Origin of the sequence: Pseudooceanicola lipolyticus, from assembly GCF_002786325.1 — a bacterium.
Lineage (GTDB): Bacteria > Pseudomonadota > Alphaproteobacteria > Rhodobacterales > Rhodobacteraceae > Pseudooceanicola_C > Pseudooceanicola_C lipolyticus.
Window position 1 is genome coordinate 1 of sequence record NZ_PGTB01000004.1, and the last position, 21,295, is coordinate 21,295.

22 protein-coding genes, 1 other RNA gene and 1 pseudogene are annotated in these 21,295 nt (G+C 65.8%); 14 read left to right on the forward strand and 10 right to left on the reverse strand.

Translation table 11 applies throughout. The features are described 5' to 3' along the window. From CVM52_RS02920 to CVM52_RS02930, 3 genes and pseudogenes are all read left to right on the forward strand, one after another. Window positions 1-205, forward strand: a pseudogene (locus CVM52_RS02920) (sugar O-acetyltransferase); the annotation flags it as partial. A 17-nt stretch (window positions 206-222) separates the two neighbouring features. Continuing rightward, window positions 223-1,002, forward strand: a complete 780-nt coding sequence (locus CVM52_RS02925) for a cephalosporin hydroxylase family protein (RefSeq protein WP_100161103.1) — start codon at window positions 223-225, stop codon at window positions 1,000-1,002. Between the two features lie 5 nt (window positions 1,003-1,007). Then, window positions 1,008-2,255: a glycosyltransferase family 2 protein gene (locus CVM52_RS02930; RefSeq protein ID WP_172720888.1), complete on the forward strand. Its 1,248-nt coding sequence runs from the start codon at window positions 1,008-1,010 to the stop codon at window positions 2,253-2,255. Window positions 2,256-2,319: 64 nt separating this feature from the next. Here the strand turns inward: CVM52_RS02930 and CVM52_RS02935 are convergent, their stop codons facing one another. Both CVM52_RS02935 and CVM52_RS02940 read right to left on the reverse strand, forming a co-directional pair. Next, window positions 2,320-3,060, reverse strand: coding sequence for an FkbM family methyltransferase (locus CVM52_RS02935; protein WP_100161105.1), 741 nt, complete (start codon window positions 3,058-3,060; stop codon window positions 2,320-2,322). A 96-nt stretch (window positions 3,061-3,156) separates the two neighbouring features. After that, window positions 3,157-3,738 carry a TetR/AcrR family transcriptional regulator gene (locus CVM52_RS02940; RefSeq protein WP_100161106.1) on the reverse strand — a complete coding sequence of 194 codons (582 nt, stop codon included), beginning with the start codon at window positions 3,736-3,738 and terminating at the stop codon, window positions 3,157-3,159. Between the two features lie 156 nt (window positions 3,739-3,894). On the opposite strand from CVM52_RS02940, the gene CVM52_RS02945 reads away from it, so the two are divergent. From CVM52_RS02945 to CVM52_RS02955, 3 genes are read left to right on the forward strand one after another with little or no spacing between them, the layout of a single operon-like run. Further along, window positions 3,895-4,392 carry a (2Fe-2S)-binding protein gene (locus CVM52_RS02945; RefSeq protein WP_100161107.1) on the forward strand — a complete coding sequence of 166 codons (498 nt, stop codon included), beginning with the start codon at window positions 3,895-3,897 and terminating at the stop codon, window positions 4,390-4,392. After that, entirely contained in the window at window positions 4,389-5,726 is a 1,338-nt protein-coding gene (locus CVM52_RS02950; RefSeq protein ID WP_100161108.1) for an FAD binding domain-containing protein, read from the forward strand. Before CVM52_RS02945 ends, CVM52_RS02950 begins: the two co-directional genes overlap by 4 nt. Then, window positions 5,723-7,066, forward strand: coding sequence for a cytochrome P450 (locus CVM52_RS02955; RefSeq protein ID WP_100161109.1), 1,344 nt, complete (start codon window positions 5,723-5,725; stop codon window positions 7,064-7,066). The genes CVM52_RS02950 and CVM52_RS02955 overlap by 4 nt, the downstream gene beginning before the upstream one ends. A 55-nt stretch (window positions 7,067-7,121) precedes the next feature. Here CVM52_RS02955 and CVM52_RS02960 read toward each other — a convergent pair whose 3' ends face one another. From CVM52_RS02960 to fumC, 4 genes are read right to left on the reverse strand one after another with little or no spacing between them, the layout of a single operon-like run. Continuing rightward, window positions 7,122-7,352, reverse strand: coding sequence for an N-(5'-phosphoribosyl)anthranilate isomerase (locus CVM52_RS02960; RefSeq protein ID WP_100161110.1), 231 nt, complete (start codon window positions 7,350-7,352; stop codon window positions 7,122-7,124). Between the two features lie 35 nt (window positions 7,353-7,387). Next, a complete protein-coding gene (locus tag CVM52_RS02965) occupies window positions 7,388-7,600 on the reverse strand; it encodes a ribbon-helix-helix domain-containing protein (protein ID WP_100161111.1) in 213 nt (70 codons plus the stop codon). Next, the gene (locus CVM52_RS02970) at window positions 7,597-7,773 is read right to left on the reverse strand and encodes a DUF4169 family protein (RefSeq protein WP_100161112.1); all 177 of its coding nucleotides are present in this window, start codon (window positions 7,771-7,773) and stop codon (window positions 7,597-7,599) included. Before CVM52_RS02970 ends, CVM52_RS02965 begins: the two co-directional genes overlap by 4 nt. Next, window positions 7,773-9,164 carry a class II fumarate hydratase gene (gene fumC / locus CVM52_RS02975; RefSeq protein ID WP_100161113.1) on the reverse strand — a complete coding sequence of 464 codons (1,392 nt, stop codon included), beginning with the start codon at window positions 9,162-9,164 and terminating at the stop codon, window positions 7,773-7,775. The genes CVM52_RS02970 and fumC overlap by 1 nt, the downstream gene beginning before the upstream one ends. A gap of 190 nt (window positions 9,165-9,354) precedes the next feature. Between fumC and CVM52_RS02980 the strand changes: the two genes are divergently transcribed. After that, window positions 9,355-9,909: a hypothetical protein gene (locus tag CVM52_RS02980; RefSeq protein ID WP_100161114.1), complete on the forward strand. Its 555-nt coding sequence runs from the start codon at window positions 9,355-9,357 to the stop codon at window positions 9,907-9,909. A gap of 1 nt (window position 9,910) precedes the next feature. Here CVM52_RS02980 and CVM52_RS02985 read toward each other — a convergent pair whose 3' ends face one another. The 4 genes from CVM52_RS02985 to ssrA form a co-directional block, all read right to left on the reverse strand. Next, window positions 9,911-10,387 carry an SspB family protein gene (locus CVM52_RS02985; protein WP_100161115.1) on the reverse strand — a complete coding sequence of 159 codons (477 nt, stop codon included), beginning with the start codon at window positions 10,385-10,387 and terminating at the stop codon, window positions 9,911-9,913. A 78-nt stretch (window positions 10,388-10,465) separates the two neighbouring features. After that, window positions 10,466-11,719 (reverse strand): chromate efflux transporter, encoded by a 1,254-nt coding sequence (gene chrA, locus CVM52_RS02990; RefSeq protein WP_100161116.1) that lies wholly within the window; start codon window positions 11,717-11,719, stop codon window positions 10,466-10,468. Further along, window positions 11,716-12,531 carry a chromate resistance protein ChrB domain-containing protein gene (locus tag CVM52_RS02995; protein WP_100161117.1) on the reverse strand — a complete coding sequence of 272 codons (816 nt, stop codon included), beginning with the start codon at window positions 12,529-12,531 and terminating at the stop codon, window positions 11,716-11,718. The genes chrA and CVM52_RS02995 overlap by 4 nt, the downstream gene beginning before the upstream one ends. Before the next feature lie 125 nt (window positions 12,532-12,656). Further along, window positions 12,657-13,005, reverse strand: a transfer-messenger RNA (tmRNA) gene (ssrA, locus tag CVM52_RS03000). Window positions 13,006-13,181: 176 nt separating this feature from the next. Here ssrA and CVM52_RS03005 point away from each other — a divergent pair. From CVM52_RS03005 to CVM52_RS03035, 7 genes are all read left to right on the forward strand, one after another. After that, window positions 13,182-13,688, forward strand: coding sequence for a DinB family protein (locus CVM52_RS03005; protein ID WP_100161118.1), 507 nt, complete (start codon window positions 13,182-13,184; stop codon window positions 13,686-13,688). A gap of 36 nt (window positions 13,689-13,724) precedes the next feature. Beyond that, a complete protein-coding gene (acuI, locus tag CVM52_RS03010; protein ID WP_100161119.1) occupies window positions 13,725-14,720 on the forward strand; it encodes an acryloyl-CoA reductase in 996 nt (331 codons plus the stop codon). Window positions 14,721-15,088: 368 nt separating this feature from the next. Continuing rightward, complete coding sequence (locus CVM52_RS03015; protein ID WP_100161206.1) at window positions 15,089-16,729, forward strand: BCCT family transporter; 1,641 nt, start codon at window positions 15,089-15,091, stop codon at window positions 16,727-16,729. 69 nt (window positions 16,730-16,798) lie between these two features. Then, window positions 16,799-18,022, forward strand: a complete 1,224-nt coding sequence (locus CVM52_RS03020) for an aminotransferase class V-fold PLP-dependent enzyme (RefSeq protein ID WP_100161120.1) — start codon at window positions 16,799-16,801, stop codon at window positions 18,020-18,022. A 44-nt stretch (window positions 18,023-18,066) separates the two neighbouring features. Next, window positions 18,067-19,482, forward strand: a complete 1,416-nt coding sequence (locus tag CVM52_RS03025; RefSeq protein WP_100161121.1) for a cryptochrome/photolyase family protein — start codon at window positions 18,067-18,069, stop codon at window positions 19,480-19,482. A gap of 148 nt (window positions 19,483-19,630) precedes the next feature. Next, window positions 19,631-20,071: a TrgA family protein gene (locus tag CVM52_RS03030; protein ID WP_100161122.1), complete on the forward strand. Its 441-nt coding sequence runs from the start codon at window positions 19,631-19,633 to the stop codon at window positions 20,069-20,071. Window positions 20,072-20,099: 28 nt separating this feature from the next. Next, the gene (locus CVM52_RS03035) at window positions 20,100-21,215 is read left to right on the forward strand and encodes an NUDIX domain-containing protein (RefSeq protein ID WP_100161123.1); all 1,116 of its coding nucleotides are present in this window, start codon (window positions 20,100-20,102) and stop codon (window positions 21,213-21,215) included. The last annotated feature ends 80 nt before the right edge of the window (window positions 21,216-21,295 follow it).

Genomic DNA, 21,295 nt, shown 5'->3' on the forward strand with positions numbered 1-21,295 from the left:
CGACGGCGTGCACGTCGCCCCCGGCGCCACGCTGTGTGGCTGCGTCACCCTGGACACCGACGCCTTTGTCGGCGCCGGGGCCACGGTGCTGCCCCGGCTTCACATCGGGGCCGGGGCTGTGATAGGCGCTGGCGCAGTTGTCACCCGCGACCTCGCCCCTGGCGCGGTCGTCACCGGCACCCCCGCGCGGCCGCGCACAGGATAACAGCAGGAGGCTGGCCCATGGACCCGATCAAGGCATTCGAACAAGAGCGCGAGGGCATCATCCGCGACCTGGGCGCCGACCCCGAGATCGCCGCGGCCAGCAATGCCTGGATGCGGCTGGTGAACGCCAAGAAATATTCCTATACCTATACCGCGCTGGGTCGGCCGATCATCCAGTACCCGCAGGACATGGTCGCGATGCAGGAACTGATCTGGGAAGTGCGCCCGGATCTGATCATCGAAACCGGCATCGCCCATGGCGGGTCGCTGATCCTCAGCGCCGCGGCACTGGCGATGCTGGACATGTGCGACGCCATCTCGGCCGGCAAGAACATCGACCCGTCGAAATCCGAGCGCAAGGTGATCGGGATCGATATCGACATTCGTGCCCATAACAAGGCGGCGATCGAGGCCCATCCGATGGCCAGCCGGATCCAGATGATCGAAGGGTCGAGCATTGCGCCGGAAACCATTGAAAAGGTGAAGAATGCGGCGCGCGGCTACAAGACGGTTCTGGTCAGCCTCGACAGCAATCACACCCATGACCACGTGCTGGCCGAGCTGGAGGCCTATGCGCCGATGACCACCAAGGGCAGCTATTGCGTGGTGTTCGACACGGTGATCGAGGATCTGCCCGCCGAGATGTTCGGCGACCGGCCCTGGGCGCCGGGCGACAACCCCAAGACGGCGCTGCATGCCTGGCTGAAGGATCACCCGGAATTCGAGATCGACAAGCGCATCGACCACAAGCTGCTGGTCTCGGTGGCGCCTGATGGCTTTCTGCGGCGCGTGGCCTGACCGCCGTGCCGAAGAAGATCAGTATCATCATCCCGACGCGCGAGCGTGCGTTTTACCTGCATTATTCGTTGCAAACCGCTCTGGCGATTGACGATCCGGATATCGAGGTGATCGTCAGCAACAATGCCAGCACCGATGATACGGCCGAGGTCCTGGCCGCCTTCGACGATCCGCGCCTGAAGGTGCTGAACACCGGCACGCGGGTGTCGATGCGGCACAATTTCGAATTCTGCCTGGCAGAGGCCAGCGGCGATTACCTGCTCTATATCGGCGATGACGACGCGATGATCCCCGGCCAGTTTCCGGTGTTCCGCCACGTGGTGGAAACCCACGCGCCGGATTCGCTTAGCTGGTCGATTCCCACTTTCGGCTGGGTGTCGGACGATTACACTGGCAAGGCTGGCGGCGTGCGACTGGAAAAGCGGTTCCTGTACGGCGCGCTCGACCCCATCGAGATGGGGCTGATGCGGCGCAAGCTGATGGCGGCGGATTTCGAGGAGTTCCGCGCCCCGACGATCTATCACGGCGCCGCCTCGCGGGCCTTCATGGAGCGGCACCGGGCGCCGAACGGGCTGTTCTTCAACGGCACCAGCCCGGATCTGTATTTCACCTATCTGGCGGTCCTCTCCGGCGCCCGGCACATGGATCTGCGCCACCCGGTCACCATCAGCGGCAAAAGCGCCGCAAGCACCGGGGCGGCGCATAACTCGAAGGCGATCAAGAAGAATGCGGTAAACCCAGCGACCCGGTTCGCGCAGGAAAACCAGGCCGATCCGGTGCGCGACGTGGTCGACCTGGGCACCAGCGTGCGCGGCGCATTCTTCCAGGTGCTGGAAACCGTGCGCGAGATCCTGGGCGAAGAGGAACGCCCGGATTACGCCGCCTGGTTCCGCTTTATTCTGGCCGACCGCAAGGGGCACAGCGCAGCCGAACACGACGATGTCGTCGCCCGTCTGCGCGCCTATGCCACGCAGTGCGGCGCCGAGGGCGCGCTGGACCAGGTGCTGCGTGCCGGGGCCGGAGATGTCAGCCGCAAACGCCTGGCGGCGCGCTGGGCCAAAGCCAAGTCAAAACTTCAAAGCTTCCGCGTAAAGACCGAAATCGACGGCGAAAACACCGTTCTGAGCGCGGCCGAGGTGGTCGACATGATCCTGGGCGATGGCTTTGTTCCCCAACTGGGCGCGGCCTCGGAACAGTCCAGCCGCTGGCGCGGCGCGGTGCAGCGGTCCAAGCCGTTTCCCAAGCAGTTCTGACGTCGCGCCTTTCGAGGCGGGGAGGTCCAGGTTCTAGACCGGGAGAGGTGCGGGACTGCGGCGCTCAGGTCTTCACGTACCAGTCGTCAAAGCGCGACACGTCCTGGCAGACACGGGTATAGCCCTTGGAGGTCAGCAGGTCGAACACCTGCTCGCGCTGGGGTTCGTGATTGTGTTCCACCGTCATCACCCGGAACGACCAGCGGTCGAAATCCACCGCGCTCAGGATGTCGTATTCGCTGCCCTCGGTGTCGATCGAGATGTAATCCACCACTGCCGGCGCCTTATGTTCGGCCAGCAGGTCGTTCAGCGACACGGTCTGCACCTGGTAGCTTTGACCGCGCATTTTGCGCGAGGTTTTGACGAAGGAGGAGATCGACGAATTGATGGCGCTGGCGGTCTCGGTGAATTCGACGGTGTGGCCGCTTTCCTTCCAGACGCAGCGGGTGTCGATGGTGGCCTTGCGGGCCGCCTTCAGCGCATCGTGCCAGCCGCGCGCCGGTTCGGCCAGAATGCCGGTCCAGCCGAAATCGCGCTCCATCACCAGGGAATTCGACAGTTCGGTGCCATTGGTGGCGCCGAATTCCACGAAAAAACCGTTGTGTTTAAACTCCAGCTGGGCCAGCGCGAAGATGTCCTGGCGCACTTGCGAAACCGAGCTGTCCAGCAGGTCGATACAGGCGCTGCGTTTTTCCGGCGGCATCTGCTTGATGAATTCAAGGTCGTAAAACGCATTCTCGCGCGATTTCAGCTGCCGCAACCGGGACCGGCGGATCAGGGTGGTATCGGAAAGCAGATGGGACACGGGACAGCGCCTTGGATGAGAACCTGTATCCGGTGATACCCCTGCGAGGCGGTCCGCCGCAAGGGTTGGCGCGGATCATGCCACAGATCGGGGGTGTTAGCGCGGTTTCCCGGTGTGCAGACCGTCGACAAAGATATCCAGCAGGCGCAGAACCCCATCCTTCCAGCCGGGTTCGGGCGGGCGCGCGTAACACAGGGCATAGACCGTGCCCAGCAGGTCGTCGGCGGTGATATCGGCGCGCAGGCGCCCGGCGCTCTGCGCCGGGGCGATCAGGGTGTCGACCGCGCGGGCCATGCGGGCGGAAATTTCCGCGAACATGGCCTTGGATTCATCGCTGGCAACCACCGCCAGGGCGCCCAGCAGCCCGCGCTTGGTTTCGACCAGCTCGACCAAGGAGTATAACCAGGTGCGCAACGCTTCGGGCCCGTCCGAGGTGGCGTCAAGCCGCCCGGCCAGTTCGATCAATTGCTCGACCTCGTGGCGATAGACCGCCTGGAACAGATCCTCGCGAGTCGGGAAATGCCGGTACAGCGTTCCGATCCCCACACCGGCGCTGCGCGCAACTGCTTCCAGGCTGGCCTCGGGGCCACCGCGGCCCAGGATTTCTTTTGCCGCTTCGATCAGGCGCTCGCGGTTGCGCAGCGCATCGGATCTGGGTTTGCGGCGGGCCGTGACCATTTTCTGAGTCAGTCCTCTTGTTAAACGGAGGATGCCTCCGTATATTTCCATTTATCGGCGGGAGAGCGTTTCTGCGGCCGACCCTGACTAACGGACCCACTTGGCACAGGCTGCCGGGGCCGTCGATTCACAACATAGTAAGCCAATGGAGACTGCATGTCCTACTCCATCAGCCTTACGGTCAACGGCGCACAGCAGGCTGTGACGCTGGATGATCCGCGCGTCACATTGCTGGATCTGCTGCGCGAACGGCTAGACCTGCCGGGCACCAAGAAGGGATGTGACCGGGGCCAATGCGGCGCCTGCACCGTCCTGATCGACGGGCGGCGGGCCAATTCCTGCCTCGCCCTCGCGGTCACGCTGGACGGCGCCGAGGTGACCACCATCGAGGGCCTGGCCCGGGGCGAAACCCTTCACCCGGTGCAGGCGGCCTTTATCGATCATGATGCCTTCCAATGCGGATATTGCACGCCGGGCCAGATCATGAGCGCCGTCGGCCTGATCGCCGAGGGCCAGGCCGGTGACGACCCCGAGCGGATTCGCGAGGGGATGAGCGGCAACCTGTGCCGCTGCGCCGCCTATCACGGGATCACCCAGGCGGTATGCGACGCAACCCGCCGTATGGCGACCGACCAGGCGGAGACAACGGCATGAGACAATTCGATTATATCCGGCCCACCTCGTTGGCCGATGCCATTGCCGCCTGGTCGCCCGGCGCCGCCTATCTGGGCGGCGGGACAAACCTGGTCGACCTGATGAAGATCGGCGTGCAGCAGCCCGACCGGCTGATCGATCTGGGCCGGCTGCCGGGCCTGGACCGGATCGAGATGCGGCCCGATGGCGGCGCCCGGATCGGCGCGCTGGTGCGCAATGCCGATCTGGCCCATGACCCAGCCTTTGCCGCCGCGTTTCCGGTGGTGGCCGAGGCGCTGCTGGCCGGTGCCTCGGGTCAGTTGCGCAACATGGCGACCGTGGGGGGCAACCTGATGCAACGCCCCCGCTGCGCCTATTTCCAGGACCCGCACAGTGCCTGCAACCGTCGCGCCCCCGGTGCCGGCTGCGCCGCGCGCGGCGGCGAGGCTTCTGGCCTGGCGGTGCTGGGCTGGAGCGATTCCTGCATCGCCACCAACCCTTCGGATTTCGGCGTCGCCCTGGCCGCGCTGGACGCGGTGGTCGAGGTGCAGGGCCCCGATGGCGGGCGCGAGATACCGTTCGCGGCGTTCCACCGCCTGCCGGGGGATACGCCCGAGATCGAAACCGCGCTGGCACCGGGCGAATTGATCCTGGCCCTGTGCCTGCCTGCCGGGGCGGCGGCGTTCCGGGACCATGCCCGTTATCTCAAGCTGCGCGAGCGGACCTCGTTTGCCTTTGCGCTGGTCTCGGCGGCCGCGGCTCTGAGGATGGAGGGCGACCGCATCGCCGCGGCGCTGGCCGGGGAGGCCGACGAGGTGCTGGTGGTCGGCCATTCCTCGGGCGCACATCTGGCGGTGTCGGTGCTGTCCGCCCTGATCCGCGCCGGCCGGGTGCCATCCGATGGCCCGGCACTGGGCCTGCTGACCCTGGGGCAGGTGGTGCCGATGCTGTCCTTCCTGCCGCGCGCCGCGCGGCTGCGCGGCGATCTGCGCTTTCTCTCGACTCGGGACGAGCTGGCCTGGATCGACATCTCCGCGCCGGGCGACGGCTGTTCCTTTGCGCTTTGCGATCCGGTGACGGTCAGCGGCGTGGCGCCCGAGGCCAAGCGCTGGCCGCTGGTGATCTCTGCCGCCTTCACCCAGACCCTGTCGCCCGAACGCTGGAAGGCGCTGCGCTGGCGGTTCTTCCGGCTGCATTTCCAGTATCTCTGCGCCTTCGACCGGCCGGGCGATTACGACTATTTCCGGGTCACCGCCGGGCCGCAGACTCTGGCTGCGCGTTATGACGGGCGCCCGGCCTCGAAATCGCGGATCGAGGTGGCGGTCAGCAAATACACCTCCGTGCAGGCCGCATGATCCCGCCTAAACCCCCGTCGCGGCCCGGCCGGGTGTCGCTCTGGCGCTATGCGCGGCTGTTCCGGCAGGACATCCTGTCGGCCCAGCCGGCGCGGCTGTACCGGGCCTGGATGGCCGAGTTCCGCACGCCGTTCTTCCGCTCCTTCCTGTTGAACCAGCCCGACCTGGTGGCGCAGGTGCTGAAAGACCGGCCGCAGGATTTCCCCAAGTCGAACCGCATCGGCGAGGGGCTGCGGCCGCTGCTCGGCAACTCGGTCTTCCTGACCAATGGCGCCACCTGGCAGCGCCAGCGGCGCATCATCGACCCGGCCTTTGAGGGCGGGCGGCTGCGCGACACCTATCCGGCGATGTATGGCGCGGCACAGGCGGCGGTGGACCGGCTGCAGCCGGGGCTGACCGAGATCGAGGCGGTGACCAGCCACGCCGCGGCCGACGTGATTTTCCGCACGCTGTTTTCCATCCCGATCGATGCGCCGGTGGCGGCGCAGGTCTTCACCCGCTTTCGCGACTATCAGCGCAGTCAGCCGATCCTGAACCTGGCCGCCTTCCTGCCGCTGCCGCGCTGGCTGCCGCGGTTTCACCGCCATGGCACCCGCGCCGCGGCGCGCGACATCCGGGCGCTGATCACCGGGCTGGTTGAACGCCGCCGGCAGGAGATCGATGCCGGAACCGCGCCCGACGATCTGGCGACCAAGATCATGACCACGCGCGACCCGCAAACCGGCGCAGGCTTCGATGCGCAGGACATGGTGGACCAGGTGGCGATCTTCTTCCTGGCGGGGCACGAGACCAGCGCCTCGGCCCTGGCCTGGGCGCTGTATCTGCTGGCGCTGTACCCGGACTGGCAAGCGCGGCTGGCCGAGGAGGCGGCAGCGCTCGACCTGTCTGACTTCGCCGCGGTCTCCCGGCTGAAGATTGCCCGCGACGTGTTCCGCGAGGCGCTGCGGCTTTATCCGCCGGTGCCGATGATGGTGCGCGAGGCGAGCTGCCCGGAACGGTTCCGCGACCGGGCGGTGCCACGGGGCAGCCAGCTGGTGCTGAGCCCCTGGCACCTGCACCGGCATGAACGGCTGTGGGACAATCCCGACGGCTTCGATCCCGGCCGCTGGGAGACGGAAAACGGCCGCACCTGCCAGCGCGCGGCCTATATCCCGTTCTCCGCCGGTGCGCGGGTCTGTACCGGCGCGGGCTTTGCCATGGTGGAAGGGCCCTTGCTGCTGGCGATGCTGGTGCGGGCCTGTCGCTTTGCCCCGGTCGAGGGGCGCGACCCGGTGCCGGTGGCACATCTGACGGTGCGGGCGCGGGACGGCATCTGGCTGCAAGTGGCGCGGCGGGACTGAGCGGGCCAAGACTTTCCAGGAAAGTCTTGGCAAAAGTTTCCTGGAAACTTTTGCTTCAGCACAGCACCCGGACCGGCTCATTGTTGCAGAACACCACAATCTGGTCGCCATTCTGCACCGCGTGATAGCCGCGGCGGCGGAGTTCGGCCTCGAACGCGGCCTTGCCGACGATCAGTTCGACATCGCGCAGTTTGCGGCGCACCACGCCGCCCTGGCGGGCCGCCTTGGCATCGAACAGGCGCTGCATCCAGATGGACGGGGGCAGAAAATGTCGGGTCTCGCTCATGCGCCGATCATGGCCGCATGCCGGTAAACAGCCGATTAACCGCGGTAGTGCCGCAGCACGTAAAGCCGGATCGCCGAGGCCAGCCCGCTTTCGCTGCCGCGCGCGATGTCGATCTCGGCGGCCAGTTCGTTGATGCCCTTGCCTTGCAAATCCGCGATCTCGCGGAAGGCGCGCCAGAACTCGTCCTCCAGCGACACGCTGGTGCGGTGGCCGCGCAGGGTGAGCGAGCGTTTGACCGGCCGGCTCATTCGTCGCGCTTGTGGCCGTCGAGATGCCTTTGTGCACGCGCCGCCGCGGCCGTGTCGCGCGTCTTCTCGGCCTTGCTGCGGCCGAATTTCGCTGCGTTCGCGTCGGCACGGGCCTTTTTCTCGGCCCGTGCCTTCTGTTTCCGGACCCGGTTCAGATTGACCGGCTCCGCCATCACTTCGGCCCGATCATGTCTTCCGGGCGCACCACGCGGTCGAAGGTCTCTTCATCGACAAAGCCCAGCGCGATGGCCTCCTCCCGCAGGGTGGTGCCGTTCTTATGCGCGGTCTTGGCGACCTTGGTGGCATTGTCATACCCGATGGTCGGCGCCAGCGCGGTGACCAGCATCAGGCTTTCCTTCATCAGCTTTTCGATCCGCGCCTCGTTGGCCTGGATGCCGCTGACCATGTTGTCGGTGAAGGCCGAGGCCGAGTCGCCCAGCAGCTGCATAGATTGCAGCACGTTGTAGGACATCATCGGGTTATAGACGTTCAGCTCGAAATGGCCCTGGCTGCCGGCAAAGCCCACCGCCGCGTCATTGCCCATGACATGGGCGCAGACCATGGTCAGCGCCTCGGCCTGGGTCGGGTTCACCTTGCCCGGCATGATCGAGCTGCCGGGCTCGTTCTCGGGCAGGATCAGCTCGCCCAGGCCCGACCGCGGACCCGAGCCCAGCAGGCGGATGTCATTGGCGATCTTGAACAGCGCGGCGGCGACGGTTTTCAGCGCGCCGGAGAACATCACCATCGCGTCATGGGCGGCCAGCGCCTCGAACTTGTTGGGCGCGGTCACGAAGGGCAGGCCGGTGATCTCGGCCATGTTCTTCGCGACCATCTCGGCCCAGCCCTGCTTGGTGTTCAGGCCGGTGCCCACCGCGGTGCCGCCCTGGGCCAGTTCATAGATATCGCCCAGGCAGGCCTCGACCCGTTCGATGCCCTTCTTGACCTGGTGGGTATAGCCGGAAAACTCCTGGCCCAGCGTCAGCGGCGTCGCGTCCTGGGTATGGGTGCGGCCGATCTTGATGATGTCCTTGAATTCTTCCGATTTCGCGGCCAGCGCATCGTGCAGCTTGGTCAGCCCCGGCAGCAGCGTGTCACGCGCATGCATGGCGATGGCGACATGCATCGCGGTGGGGAAGGTGTCGTTCGAGCTTTGCCCCATATTGCAGTGATCATTGGGATGCACCGGCTTTTTCGACCCCATCTCGCCGCCCATCATTTCGATGGCGCGGTTGCTGATCACCTCGTTGGCATTCATGTTCGACTGGGTGCCCGACCCGGTCTGCCACACCACCAGCGGGAAATTGTCATCGAATTTGCCTTCGATCACCTCGCCGGCGGCGGCAACGATGGCCTTGCCGATCTCGGCGTCGATGGTGCCCAGTTCCAGGTTGGCCTGCGCACAGGCCTTCTTGACCACACCCAGCGCCCGGATGATCGGCACCGGCTGCTTTTCCCAGCCGATCGGAAAGTTCATGATCGACCGCTGGGTCTGTGCGCCCCAGTACTTGTCGGCCGGAACTTCAAGCGGGCCAAAGCTGTCGGTTTCGGTGCGGGTGTCGGACATCGGCGGTCTCTCCGTCAGAAAATGGTCCCATGCCGTCTAGCCGTCCGCGGACCGCCGCGCAACCGGCCAGTGCGCGGCATCCGCGGTGTTACCGCAATCGCCGGCGGACGGTTATTGTGCGGACAGGGATCGACGGTAAGATGAGGGCCGGCGCCCTGCGCGCCGCGTGTCATGTGCCAAGGGGTTTACCATGCATCTTCCTGCCAATATCCGCCTTCCCGTCCTGCTGCTGGTGTGGAGCTTCGGGCTGGTCCTGTCGGCGGGGCTGGCGGTGGCCGAGGGGCTGCCGGCGCGTTTTGTCGGCGACTATTCCGGCTCGGCCGCGGTTGAGCTGGCAGATGGCACCTCGCTCAAGCGGGACATGAGCGTTTCGATCCGGATGTCCGAGGACGGGTTTACGGTGCGATGGCTGTCGGTCTCCTATCACCAGGCCGGCACCCGGCAGAAATCCTACGAGATCGCGTTTGTGCCGACCGACCGTCCCAACGTCTATGCCGCGGCGATGACCCGGAACGTGTTCGGCCACGCGGTGCCGTTGGATCCGATGAAGGGCGAACCCTATGTCTGGGCACGGGTCAGCGGTGATACGCTGACGGTGTTTTCGCTGTTCGTGGATGCCGCCGGCGGTTACGAAATCCAGCAATATGACCGGACCCTGGTCGCGGAAGGTCTGCAACTGGAATTTCAACGGTTCCGCAATGGGGTGCCGCAACGGGCGGTGTCGACGCTGCTGACCCGCAACTGACCTATTTGCGGAAACTGTCGAGCGAGACCACCTCGGCATCGGCGCGCGGAGTCAGGTCGTCCTCCGGCTGCGGGTCGGATCTGGCGGCCGCGTGGTCCTGCGCGTCCTCCTCCTGCTCGTCCTCGGCGGATTCAAAGCGCAGCCCGAACTCGACCGAGGGATCGACGAAGGTCTTGATCGAGTCATAGGGGATATACAGCGGTTCTGGCGCGTCGCCGAAATTGAGCGTGACGGAGAATCCGTCCTCGCCCACGTCCAGATTGTCGTACCAGTGCTGCATGACCACCGTCATCTCTTCGGGATAGCGGTCGGACAGCCAGTCAGCCAGTTCGGCATCCGGATGCGACGTGTCAAAGGTGATGAAGAAGTGATGCTTGCCGGGGAGTTGCCCCAGTTCGGCGACATCCTTCAGCACGGTCTTGATCAGACCGCGCATCGCCGAATGCATCAGGTTCCCATAGTCGATCTCGCGACCCATTCGCGTTTCCCTCAACCAAGTGGGGTAAGCATAGGGGATTCGGAGAGAAACGAAAGCCCTGCAAAGGCCAGAAATATCCTACACCAGTCCCAGCAGCAGTCCGGCCAGCGCCATCAGGGCAATTGTTTGGGCAATGTCGCACCGGGCGGCCAGCAATAACAGCCCCGACAGCAGCGTCAGCGCCAGGGTTTCGGGCACCAGCGTCGCCGGATCGGGCAGCGGCAGGCGCAGCCATCCGGGCCCGTCGCTGCTGGTTACGCGGGTGAACAGCACGTTGATGGCGAACCACAGCGACAGGTTCAGGATCACCCCCACCACCGCGGCCGAAATCGCCTGCAGCGCCGCCGACAGGCGCGGTTGCGCGGCGATCCGGCTGAGATAGGGCGCGGCCAGGAAGATCCACAGGAAACACGGGATGAAGGTCGCCCACAGCGCCACCACGCCGGCGGCAAAGGCCAGACCCGCGCCACCGGCCAGCTGCCCGCTCAGCATGGCGACGAATTGCGTCACCAGGATCAGCGGCCCCGGCGTGGTTTCCGCCAGCCCCAGCGCGTCGATCATCTGCGGCGTGCTGATCCAGCCATAGGTCTGCACCACGGTCTGGGTCATATAGCCCAGCAGCGCATAGGCGCCGCCGAAACTGACCACCGCCAGCCAGGCGAAGAACCAGCCGATATCGGCCAGCAGCGGAGCCCCCCAGAGCGACAGCGCCGCCAGCGGCAGCAGCCAGAGCGACAGCCAGATCGCCGCCGTTTTCAGCGGCTGCGCCCGGACCGGCAGCGGCGCCTCGACCGTTTCGCTTGGGCGGGCCGTGACAAAGCCCCACAGCGCCGCAACCGCGATAATCGCCGGGAAGGGCAGGTCCAGCGCGAAGATCGCAACAAAGGACAGCCCGGCGATGACCCAGGCCGACGGCCGTTTCAGCGCCCGGTGCGACAGCTTGACCAACGCCTGCAGCACGATCACGATCACCGCGGATTTGATGCCGAGGAAGGCCGCCTGCACCAGCGGCACGGCCCCGAACCCGACATAGAGCGCCACCAGCGCCGCGATGATCAGCGCCCCGGGCAGCACGAACAGCCCGCCCGCAAGCAGCCCGCCGGGCACGCCGCGCAGACGCCAGCCGGCATAGGTGGCCAGCTGCATCGCCTCGGGGCCGGGCAGCAGCATGCACAGCGATAGCGCTCTTAGATAGGTCTGTTCATCCAGCCAGCAGCGGGTTTCGACCAGTTCCCGGTGCATCAGCGCGATCTGCGCCGCCGGCCCGCCGAAGCTCAGCACGCCGATGCGGCCGAACACCCGGGTCATGTCGTGCCAGGACGGGGTGGTCATGCTTTTTGCCCCGCCGGCCAGTCATGGCCTTCGCCCTGGCCGTCGCGGGCCCAGCGATACAGCGCGTCATACAGCACCATGTCGGCCTCCAGCTGGTCGTGATCGTTGCGAAACTGCCGCGACAGACCTACCGAGATCGCCAGCAGGCCGGCGGCCTCGGGCATCAGGTCATGGCGGTTGGTATCGGCGCCGCGCACCACGCGCGACAGGATGTCCAGCGCCTCGCTGCGCAGCGCGAATTCATCCAGCATGGTGTCGAAGGTGCACAGCGCGCCGCGATGGCTCCAGAACACGCCCTCGACATCGAAGGGAGTGGCGCCATAGCGGTCGGCCACGCCGGCCACCTCGGATGGCGACACGTAAAGGAACCGCGCTTGCGGATCGACGAAGCGGCGGATCAGCCAGGGGCAGGCGATGCGGTCGATCTTGGGGCGGTGGCGGGTGACCCACAAGGTGCTGCCGTCCACCGGTTCGGGAAGCGCTTTGGCCGGAATCCGCGGCGCCCCGGCATGGTCGCGCCAGGCATACATGCCGCCGGCAAGGTATTCGGCGGCAATGCCGTCATTGCGCAGCCAGGCGGCCATGCCCTGGCTCAGCTTGATGCCGCGCTGGCAGACCAGCACGCAGGCCCGCCCGGCCAGCCGGGCCTTCAGCCCGGCGACATCGGTATGCGGGTGCCGGAACGCGCCGGGGATGAGGAAGGGATCGGCATCGAAATCGGGGTCGATCGACAGGTCGACGATCACCGGGGCCTGCGGTGTTCCGATCAGGCGCAGAAGTTGCGGTACGGTGATTTCGTTCGGGGCGGCCATGGGCATGTCTCCTCTGGCAAGGCAAACATGCGAACCTTGAGCTGACGCCTCACGGGGCGTTCGCGGTCGTCCCCATGGCGCGGAAAATGCGCCTGGCCGCTGTCGTTGTCAAGAACCGGAATGGAAGTGCAGGCTTCTGTTGCCAGGTGCCTGCGAACCCCGCCTTACGCGGCTAGGCGTAAGGGCTTAAGTTTCGGTCTGGTTACTGCTTACGCAGCAACGGCAACCGGAGCACGATTGTCATTTGCAATTGTACTGTTTTCGCCGATAACGGTGGCAGACAGCCGGGACAAAGCTAACCCCTTTAGACGTTCGTCGATCCTGTTTCGGCCCCATGATCCCCAAATGAAGGATGGTTGGTGGAGCCGCCGGGTACCGCCCCCGGGTCCGATCCGCTTATTACGAGCGCGTTTATGTCCATAGTCCCGAGGGACAGCATTCAATATAGGCAAGTTGCGCGCGCCTTGAAAGAGGGGACGTGCCGAAAAATCGACCAGTAGCTCGCTGGCCGTGATCTGGGCTTGGCTGCCGTCGCGGTCTTGCCCCTTGGTGGAATAGCCAGCAAACATAAGACACTATGTGACGAATCCAGAGCTCGCGCCGATCCGCGGCGGGGCCGGTGCAGACGGGTGGGAAAGGATACGGGGCGGATGATCAACCGCGACTATTGCGTGACCATGGCACGCTATAACAGTTGGCAGAACAAGCAGCTGACCGGGTTTCTGGAGGCGCTGGACCCGGCCGAGCTGACCCGCGACCGGGGGGCATTTTTCGGCTCGATCCTCGCCACCATCAGCCACCTGTATTGGGGCGATCACATGTGGATGTCGCGTTTTGATGGCGGCAGCAAGCCAACGCAGTCCGCCAGCGAAAGTACCACGCTGTTCCCGACCCTGGCGGTGTGGAGCGCCGAGCGGTTCCGCATGGACGGGCGAATCCGCATCTGGGCCGAGAACCTGCGCAGCGTCGATCTGGCCGGAGACCTGATCTGGTTTTCCGGCATTTCGGGCCGCGAGATGAGCAAGCCGATGGCGATGGCGGTGACCCATTTCTTCAACCACCAGACCCATCACCGCGGCCAGGTGCACGCGATGTTGACAGCCGCAGGGTCGAAAGCCCCTGTCAGTGACCTGGCCTTCATGCCAGATTCGTTCTGAGAGACCGGATGGTCGGTAAAATCGAGGGGAGAGACCATGTTCAACGCGCTTGTCGTCGAAAAGGATGAAGAGACCGGCAAAACCAGCGCCGGGGTAAAACAGATCGGCGAGGACGATCTGCCGGGGGCCGAGGTGCTGGTGGCGGTCGATTATTCCACCGTCAATTACAAGGACGGATTGTGCATCGGCCCGGGCGGCGGGCTGGTGCGGCACTATCCGCATGTGCCGGGCATCGATTTTGCCGGTACCGTCGAAGCCTCGGACGACGACCGCTACAAACCCGGCGATCGCGTGGTGCTGACCGGCTGGCGCGTCGGCGAGGCACATTGGGGCGGCTATGCCCAGAAGGCGCGGGTCAAGGCCGACTGGCTGGTGCCGCTGCCCGACGGGCTGGACAGCCGCACCGCGATGGCGGTGGGCACTGCCGGCCTGACCGCGATGCTGTCGGTCATGGCGCTGGAGGATCACGGGCTGGACAAGAATCGCGGCCCGGTGCTGGTCACCGGGGCGGCCGGCGGCGTTGGCTCGGTGGCGACGGCGATCCTGGCCCATCTGGGCTATGCCGTGGCCGGCGTCACCGGTCGTCCGGAAACCGCGGACTATCTCAAGGGGCTGGGCGCCACCACCATCGTGCCGCGCGAGGAGCTGACCGAACTGACCCGCAAGCCGCTGGAAAGCGAAAGCTGGGCGGGCTGCGTAGACGCGGTGGGCGGCGCCATGCTGGGCCGGGTGTTGAAGCAGATGAAATACGGCACCTCGGTCGCGGCGGTCGGTCTGGCCGGGGGCGCGGCGATCGAAGGCGCGCTGATCACCCCGTTCATCCTGCGCGGCGTCAACCTGCTGGGAATCGACAGCGTGATGCAGCCCTATGCCAACCGGCTGCGCGCCTGGGAGCGGATTGCCAGCGACCTGCCGCGGGACAAGCTGGACGCGATGATCCAGCCCGCCACGCTGTCCGATTTGCCGGACCTGGGCGCGGCGATCCTGAAAGGACAGGTCAAGGGCCGGGTGGTGGTGGACGTCAACGCCTGAGGCCTCTCTGCCCGGTTCCGGCGGGGGCCGGGCACACCGCTTTGTGTCGTATTCGTAACGCCTTGCGCCGTGCCGATTTGATCTTGCCCCGCTTTTCCCGTTACCCTTGTCCCAGGCGGACGCCCTTCGGAGACGCCGCAAGGGCCCCCTGATTGACCAAGCGGAACGCGCCGGCGTTCGACCAGAGGGCTGCACCAAGGCCCCCGGAACCCGGCGCGGGACAGGAGGGACAGACGTGTTCACAACATACAAAACTCCGGTGGGCCTCGCCCATGCGGATCGCTATGGGCCGGCACGCCGACCCGGCCGTGCGCGGCGGCGGGCCGGTGCCCCCAGCCGACAGGCGCAACGCCGTGGGAGGGGCTGAGATGGCCGATACAACCAACAACCAGGGTATCCCCGAGCCCGAGGGCGCGGCGGATATCATCGATACCGATTATGAGATCGGTCAGGATAATATCGATGGCCAGGTCGGTCCGATCGGCTTTGACATCCACAACCCGGTGTTCGCGATCTCGGGGCTGACCATCGTTGCCTTCGTGTTCTACACGCTGGCGTTGCCGGAGCAGGCGGGGGCGGCCTTTTCTTGGCTGTTTTCCTTCGTCACCAAGGGGTTCGACTGGTTCTTCCTGGGCGCCGCCAATATCTTCGTGATCTTCTGCCTGCTGCTGATCGTCACGCCGCTGGGCTCGGTCCGGCTGGGCGGGGCCGAGGCGGCGCCGGATTACTCCTATGCCGGCTGGTTCGCGATGCTGTTTGCCGCCGGCATGGGCATCGGCCTGATGTTCTACGGCGTCTCCGAACCGATGAGCCATTTCTCCTCGTCCTTCGGCGGCACCGCGGTCGAAGATGGCGTGCGCACCGACTGGGCGCCGCTGGGCGCGGCGGTTGGCGATGAACAGGCCGCGATCCGGCTGGGGATGGCGGCGACCATCTTCCACTGGGGGCTGCATCCCTGGGCGATCTATGCGGTGGTGGCGTTGGCGCTGGCGCTGTTCACCTATAACAAGGGTCTGCCGCTGACCATCCGTTCGGCCTTCTACCCGATCCTCGGCGACCGGGTCTGGGGCTGGTGGGGCCATGTCATCGACACGCTGGCGGTGTTTGCCACGCTGTTCGGCCTGGCCACCTCGTTGGGCTTTGGTGCGACCCAGGCCAATGCCGGGCTGCACGAGCTGTTCGGCGTGCCGATCGGGTCCACCACCGAGGTGGTGCTGATCTCGGCAATCACCGCGGTGGCGCTGATCTCGGTCCTGCGCGGGCTGGACGGCGGCGTCAAGGTGTTGTCCGAGATCAATATGGGCCTGGCCTTCCTGCTGCTGCTGTTCGTGCTGCTGGCCGGCCCGACGCTGGCGATCCTGACCGGATTTGGCGATTATCTGATGGCCTATCTGCAATACCTGCCGGCGCTGTCGAATCCGGTCGGGCGCGAGGATGTTAATTTCGAACAGGGCTGGACCTCGTTCTACTGGGCCTGGTGGATCTCCTGGTCGCCCTTTGTCGGCATGTTCATCGCCCGTGTCAGCCGGGGCCGCACGGTGCGCGAATTCGTCACCTGCGTGCTGCTGATCCCGTCGCTGGTCTGCGTGCTGTGGATGAGCGTCTTTGGCGGCGTCGCCATCCAGCAGGTGGTGCAGGACGGCTATACCGCCGCGCAAGACGCGGAATTGCCGCTGCAGCTGTTCAAGATGCTGAACCAGCTGCCGCTGGCGGGCATCACCTCGCTGATCGCGATCATCCTGGTGATCGTGTTCTTCGTCACCTCGTCGGATTCCGGGTCGCTGGTGATCGACACCATCACCGCCGGCGGCAAGGTCGATGCGCCGGTGCCGCAGCGGGTGTTCTGGTGCATCTTCGAAGGCGCCGTGGCCATCGTGCTGCTGCTGTCGGCGGGCGGGTTGCAATCGCTGCAATCCATGGTGATCTCGACCGGGTTGCCCTTTACCGTTGTCCTGCTTTTGATGTGCTGGGCGATCTGGCGCGGCCTGGTGGCCGAACGCCAGAGCTGAATCGCGCGACGCGATGATCGGAACCCCCGGCGCTTGCGCTCCGGGGGTTTTTCATATTCTGCTGCGCGCATGGCTCTAGATACCGAATATGTCCGCGCGCAGTTCCCTGCCTTTCGCCGGCCCGGCCTTCAGGGGCTGGCCAATTTCGAGAATGCCGGCGGCTCCTATGCCTGCGGCTTCGTGATCGACCGGCTGACCCGCTTTTACACCGAGCGCAAGATCCAGCCCTATGGCCCGGCCACGCCCAGCCGCCTGGGCGGAGAAGAGATGGACGAGGCGCGCCGCCGGATGGCGGCGCTGCTTGGCGTGGCGACCGACGAGCTGAGCTTTGGCCCCTCGACGACGCAGAACACCTATGTGCTGGCGCAGGCCTTCCGCCAGTGGCTGCAGCCAGGCGAGGCGATTGTCGTCACCAACCAGGATCACGAGGCCAATAGCGGCCCATGGCGGCGGCTGCAGGCTGAAGGGATCGAGATCCGCGAATGGAAGATGGACCCGGACACCGGCCATCTTGACCCCGAAACGCTGGAACCGCTGCTGGATGACTCGGTGCGGCTGGTCTGTTTTCCGCATTGTTCCAACGTGGTGGGCGAGATCAACCCGGTCACCGAGATCACCGCCATGGCCCATGCCGCCGGCGCCTTTGCCTGTGTCGACGGGGTGTCCTACGCGCCGCACGGTTTCCCGGATGTCGGCAATCTGGGGCCGGATATCTACCTGTTTTCGGCCTACAAGACCTATGGGCCGCATCAGGGCCTGATGGTGATCCGGCGCGAACTGGGCAAGCTGCTGCCGAACCAGGCGCATTATTTCAACGCCGAACCGCTGTACAAACGCTTTACACCGGCGGGGCCAGACCACGCGCAGATTGCCGCATGTGCCGGCATGGCCGACTATGTCGATGCGCTGGCCGATCACCATGGCGGGCCAAAGGAGGGCGCGGCGGCGCGCGGCGCCTTCGTGCACGACCTGATGCGCACGCGGGAAGAGGAGTTGCTGCAACCGCTGCTGGACGCGGTCAAATCGCGCAATACCTTACGCCTTCTCGGGCCGTCGGTGGCCAAGGGGCGCGCGCCGACCGTGGCGCTGGACCTGGGCCGCGATCCGGAACCGGTGGTCGAGGCGCTGGCGCAGCGTGGCATCATGGCCGGTGGTGGCGATTTCTATGCCTGCCGCGCGCTGGAGGCGATGGGGGTGCCCGCGGGGCAGGGGGTGCTGCGGGTCAGCTTCACCCACTACACCAGCGCCGAGGAAGTGGAGAAGCTGATCGACGCGTTCGACGATCTGCTGTGACCTGCGCCTGACCCGCGCGGGCCGGACGACAACAGGAGGCCGTATTGCCGAGCGACCGCGCACCGATCATCCTTTGGTTTCGCCGCGACCTGCGGCTGGCCGACCATCCCGCCCTGACCGCGGCGGCGCAAGGCGGTCGGCCGGTGATCCCGGTATTCATCCTCGATGATGAAACCGATGCCTTGGGCGCGGCGCCGAAATGGCGGCTGGGGCAGGGGCTGGAGCGTTTCGCCGCGGCGCTGGAGAACAAGGGCAGCCGTCTGATCCTGCGGCGGGGCAAGGCGCAGGAGGTGCTGCGCAAGCTGATCCGCGAAACCGGCGCCGGGGCGGTCTATTGGTCGCGGCTATACGATCCGGACAGCATCGCCCGCGACAGCGCGGTGAAAAAGGCGCTGGAGGATGACGGGATCGAGGCGCGGTCCTTTGCCGGGCATCTGGTCTTCGAACCCTGGACCGTCGAAACCGAAAGCGGCGGCCATTACAAGGTGTTCTCGCCGATGTGGAAATCGGTGCGCAACCGCGAGATCGACGCGCCACTGCCCGAACCGGGAAGGTTGAACGCCCCCGAAAGCTGGCCCGGTTCCGATGCCCTGGAGGACTGGAAGCTTGGCGCGGCGATGAATCGCGGCGCGGCGGTGGTGCAGGACCATTGCCGCCCGGGCGAGGCGGCGGCGCAGGAACGGTTCGACTGGTTCATGGAAGAAGCCGCCGAACGCTATGCGTCGCGGCGCGACATGGTTGCGCAGGATGCCACCTCGGGCCTGTCCGAATACCTGTCGCTGGGCGAGATCAGCGCCCGCCGCTGCTGGGCCGTGGCCCAGCGTGACGGCGGCAAGGGGGCCGAGACCTTCCGCAAGGAACTGGCCTGGCGCGAGTTTGCCTATCAGCTGATGTACCACACCCCGCGCATCCTCAGCGGCAACTGGCGCGAGGAATGGGACGGCTTTCCCTGGAACGAGGATGAACGGTTCCGCGAGGTCCAGCGTTGGAAACACGCCCGGACCGGGGTGCGGCTGGTGGATGCCGGGCTGCGCGAGATGTACGTGACCGGTCGGATGCACAACCGCGCCCGGATGATTGTCGCGAGCTATCTGACCAAACACCTGATGTGCCACTGGAAAATCGGCATGGAGTGGTTTGCCGACTGCTTGATCGACTGGGATCCGGCCTCGAACGCGATGGGCTGGCAATGGGTGGCCGGCTCCGGCCCCGATGCCGCGCCCTATTTCCGCGTCTTCAATCCGGAAACGCAGGCGCAGAAATTCGACCCCGACGAAACCTATCTCAAACGCTGGATCGCCGAGGGCCAGGTCGATCCCGGCGCCGAGGCGCTGAGCTATTTCGACGCGGTGCCGCGCAGCTGGAACCTGTCGCCGGACGATCCTTATTCCGAGCCGGTGGTCGGCCTGAAAGAAGGCCGCGAGGCGGCGCTGGCGGCCTATCAGCAACGCCGGTCCTGACCGGGCCCATGTTCCGCACAGATGAATTTTGACAACAGAGTCAAAAGGATGTGGAAATACCAATTGACTTCGCCGGTGCCAGCCCGTGACATTGCGGCGCCGCCGATGTCGCGCCCTTTCAGCCGCGGACCCGAAGCATGGAACGAAAATGCCCGACGCCGCCCGTCTAGTTGCCGCACTTGGCCTTGCCCTGATCGCCTTCATCGTTTCAGGCCAGATCATGCCGCTGATGCCCGAGGGCATGGATTTCGGCTATTTCACCTGGGTCAATATGGCCCTCGGCGTGCTGACCGGCTGGATCGTGATGGGCAAGCGGGCGGGCCGGGGGATCACCTCGGCCATCAATAACGGTCTGACCGGCATCGTGGTTCTGGTGTTCTGGGGCGTTTTCGTGCAAGGCGCCTATGAAATGTGGCGCCAGGCGCTGCGCAACCGCTATGACGGCCCATTCGAGGCGATTGGTGCGATCATCCGCATCGGGCTGAAGGACGGGGCGGTTCTGTTGGCGCCGCATATCATCGCGACGCTGCTGATCGGCGGGGTGCTGGCGGGGCTGGCGACAGAATTTGCATGGCGCCGATGGCGCTGAGGGTTTCTTGATCTGAAAGGCAGCAAACGTGGCTGACCTGTTTTTCTACGGCACGCTCTGCCATGTGCCGCTGCTGGAACGTGTGCTCGGGCGCAGCGGGATTTCCCTGCAGCCCGCCACCTTGCCCGACCATGCGGCCTTCTGGGCCGAGGGCGAAGGTTTTCCCCTGCTGGAGCCCGCGCCGGGGCAGCAGGCCACCGGGCTGCTGGCGCGGGAGTTGAGCGCCGAGGACGAGGCGCGGCTGCGGTTCTACGAGGGCGGCTTCGCGTTCGGCGACAAGCAAGTGACGGTGCAGACGGCGCAGGGCCCGGCCTGTGCAAATGTCTTTTTTCCCGAACCGGGCCGCTGGGCAACTGGCGCGCCCTGGAACCTGTCCGACTGGCAGGCGCGCTGGGCGGCAATCAACATGCGCGCGGCGGAAGAAATCATGGCCTGGTACGGGCGCTTCACCCTCGATCAGATCGCCCGCAACTTCACTCCCATCGGCATTCACGCCACCGCCTGGGTCTCGGCCCGGTCGCGCCCCGCCGATCCCGACCGTGACGTGACCCGCGATGTCGAGGTTGTCGACCATCGCCGCGCCTACCTGTCCTTTTTTGGCATGGAAGAGATCGAGCTGCGCTTTCGCCGCCATGACGGCAGCATGAGCGCGGTGCTGAACCGCGGCATGATCAACGTGGGCGAGGCGGTGGTTGTGCTGCCCTATGATCCGGTGCTGGACCGGGTGCTGCTGGTCGAACAGTTCCGCGCGCCGGTTTTCATGGCCGGCGACCGGGCGCCCTGGGTGTGGGAGCCGGTGGCGGGGCTGGTCGATCCCGGCGAAACACCCGAGACCTCGGCCCATCGCGAGGCCGAGGAAGAGGCGGGGCTGAACCTGCGGCGGCTGGAACCGGCCGGCGGGGTCTATTCCTCGACCGGTTCGTCGAACGAGTTCCTCAACCTTTTCATCGGCATCGCCGACCTGTCGGGCCAGCCCAATGGCGGTGGCGGACTGGATCATGAAGGCGAGGACATCCGCAGCGCGATCCTCAGCTATGACGCGTTGATGGACGGGGTGGACCGGCACCTCTATCGCGACATGCCGCTGGTCACCTGCGCGCTGTGGCTGGCGCGGCATCGCGAGCGGCTGCGCAAACAGGGATAACATCCCGCGCGACGCCGGGGCAGGCGCGACAGGCGTTCCATTTGCCGCCGCACCGCAGGCGCGGAACTGGCATTGCGGCG

What these genes read in the sequence shown, in the direction of transcription:
- CVM52_RS02925 (WP_100161103.1), top strand. Translation starts at nt 223, where the DNA reads ATGGACCCGATCAAGGCATTCGAACAAGAGCGCGAGGGCATCATCCGC.
- CVM52_RS02940 (WP_100161106.1), bottom strand. Translation starts at nt 3,738, where the DNA reads ATGGTCACGGCCCGCCGCAAACCCAGATCCGATGCGCTGCGCAACCGC.
- CVM52_RS02945 (WP_100161107.1), top strand. Translation starts at nt 3,895, where the DNA reads ATGTCCTACTCCATCAGCCTTACGGTCAACGGCGCACAGCAGGCTGTG.
- CVM52_RS02950 (WP_100161108.1), top strand. Translation starts at nt 4,389, where the DNA reads ATGAGACAATTCGATTATATCCGGCCCACCTCGTTGGCCGATGCCATT.
- CVM52_RS02955 (WP_100161109.1), top strand. Translation starts at nt 5,723, where the DNA reads ATGATCCCGCCTAAACCCCCGTCGCGGCCCGGCCGGGTGTCGCTCTGG.
- CVM52_RS02960 (WP_100161110.1), bottom strand. Translation starts at nt 7,352, where the DNA reads ATGAGCGAGACCCGACATTTTCTGCCCCCGTCCATCTGGATGCAGCGC.
- CVM52_RS02965 (WP_100161111.1), bottom strand. Translation starts at nt 7,600, where the DNA reads ATGAGCCGGCCGGTCAAACGCTCGCTCACCCTGCGCGGCCACCGCACC.
- CVM52_RS02970 (WP_100161112.1), bottom strand. Translation starts at nt 7,773, where the DNA reads ATGGCGGAGCCGGTCAATCTGAACCGGGTCCGGAAACAGAAGGCACGG.
- fumC (WP_100161113.1), bottom strand. Translation starts at nt 9,164, where the DNA reads ATGTCCGACACCCGCACCGAAACCGACAGCTTTGGCCCGCTTGAAGTT.
- CVM52_RS02980 (WP_100161114.1), top strand. Translation starts at nt 9,355, where the DNA reads ATGCATCTTCCTGCCAATATCCGCCTTCCCGTCCTGCTGCTGGTGTGG.
- CVM52_RS02985 (WP_100161115.1), bottom strand. Translation starts at nt 10,387, where the DNA reads ATGGGTCGCGAGATCGACTATGGGAACCTGATGCATTCGGCGATGCGC.
- chrA (WP_100161116.1), bottom strand. Translation starts at nt 11,719, where the DNA reads ATGACCACCCCGTCCTGGCACGACATGACCCGGGTGTTCGGCCGCATC.
- CVM52_RS02995 (WP_100161117.1), bottom strand. Translation starts at nt 12,531, where the DNA reads ATGGCCGCCCCGAACGAAATCACCGTACCGCAACTTCTGCGCCTGATC.
- CVM52_RS03005 (WP_100161118.1), top strand. Translation starts at nt 13,182, where the DNA reads ATGATCAACCGCGACTATTGCGTGACCATGGCACGCTATAACAGTTGG.
- acuI (WP_100161119.1), top strand. Translation starts at nt 13,725, where the DNA reads ATGTTCAACGCGCTTGTCGTCGAAAAGGATGAAGAGACCGGCAAAACC.
- CVM52_RS03015 (WP_100161206.1), top strand. Translation starts at nt 15,089, where the DNA reads ATGGCCGATACAACCAACAACCAGGGTATCCCCGAGCCCGAGGGCGCG.
- CVM52_RS03020 (WP_100161120.1), top strand. Translation starts at nt 16,799, where the DNA reads ATGGCTCTAGATACCGAATATGTCCGCGCGCAGTTCCCTGCCTTTCGC.
- CVM52_RS03030 (WP_100161122.1), top strand. Translation starts at nt 19,631, where the DNA reads ATGCCCGACGCCGCCCGTCTAGTTGCCGCACTTGGCCTTGCCCTGATC.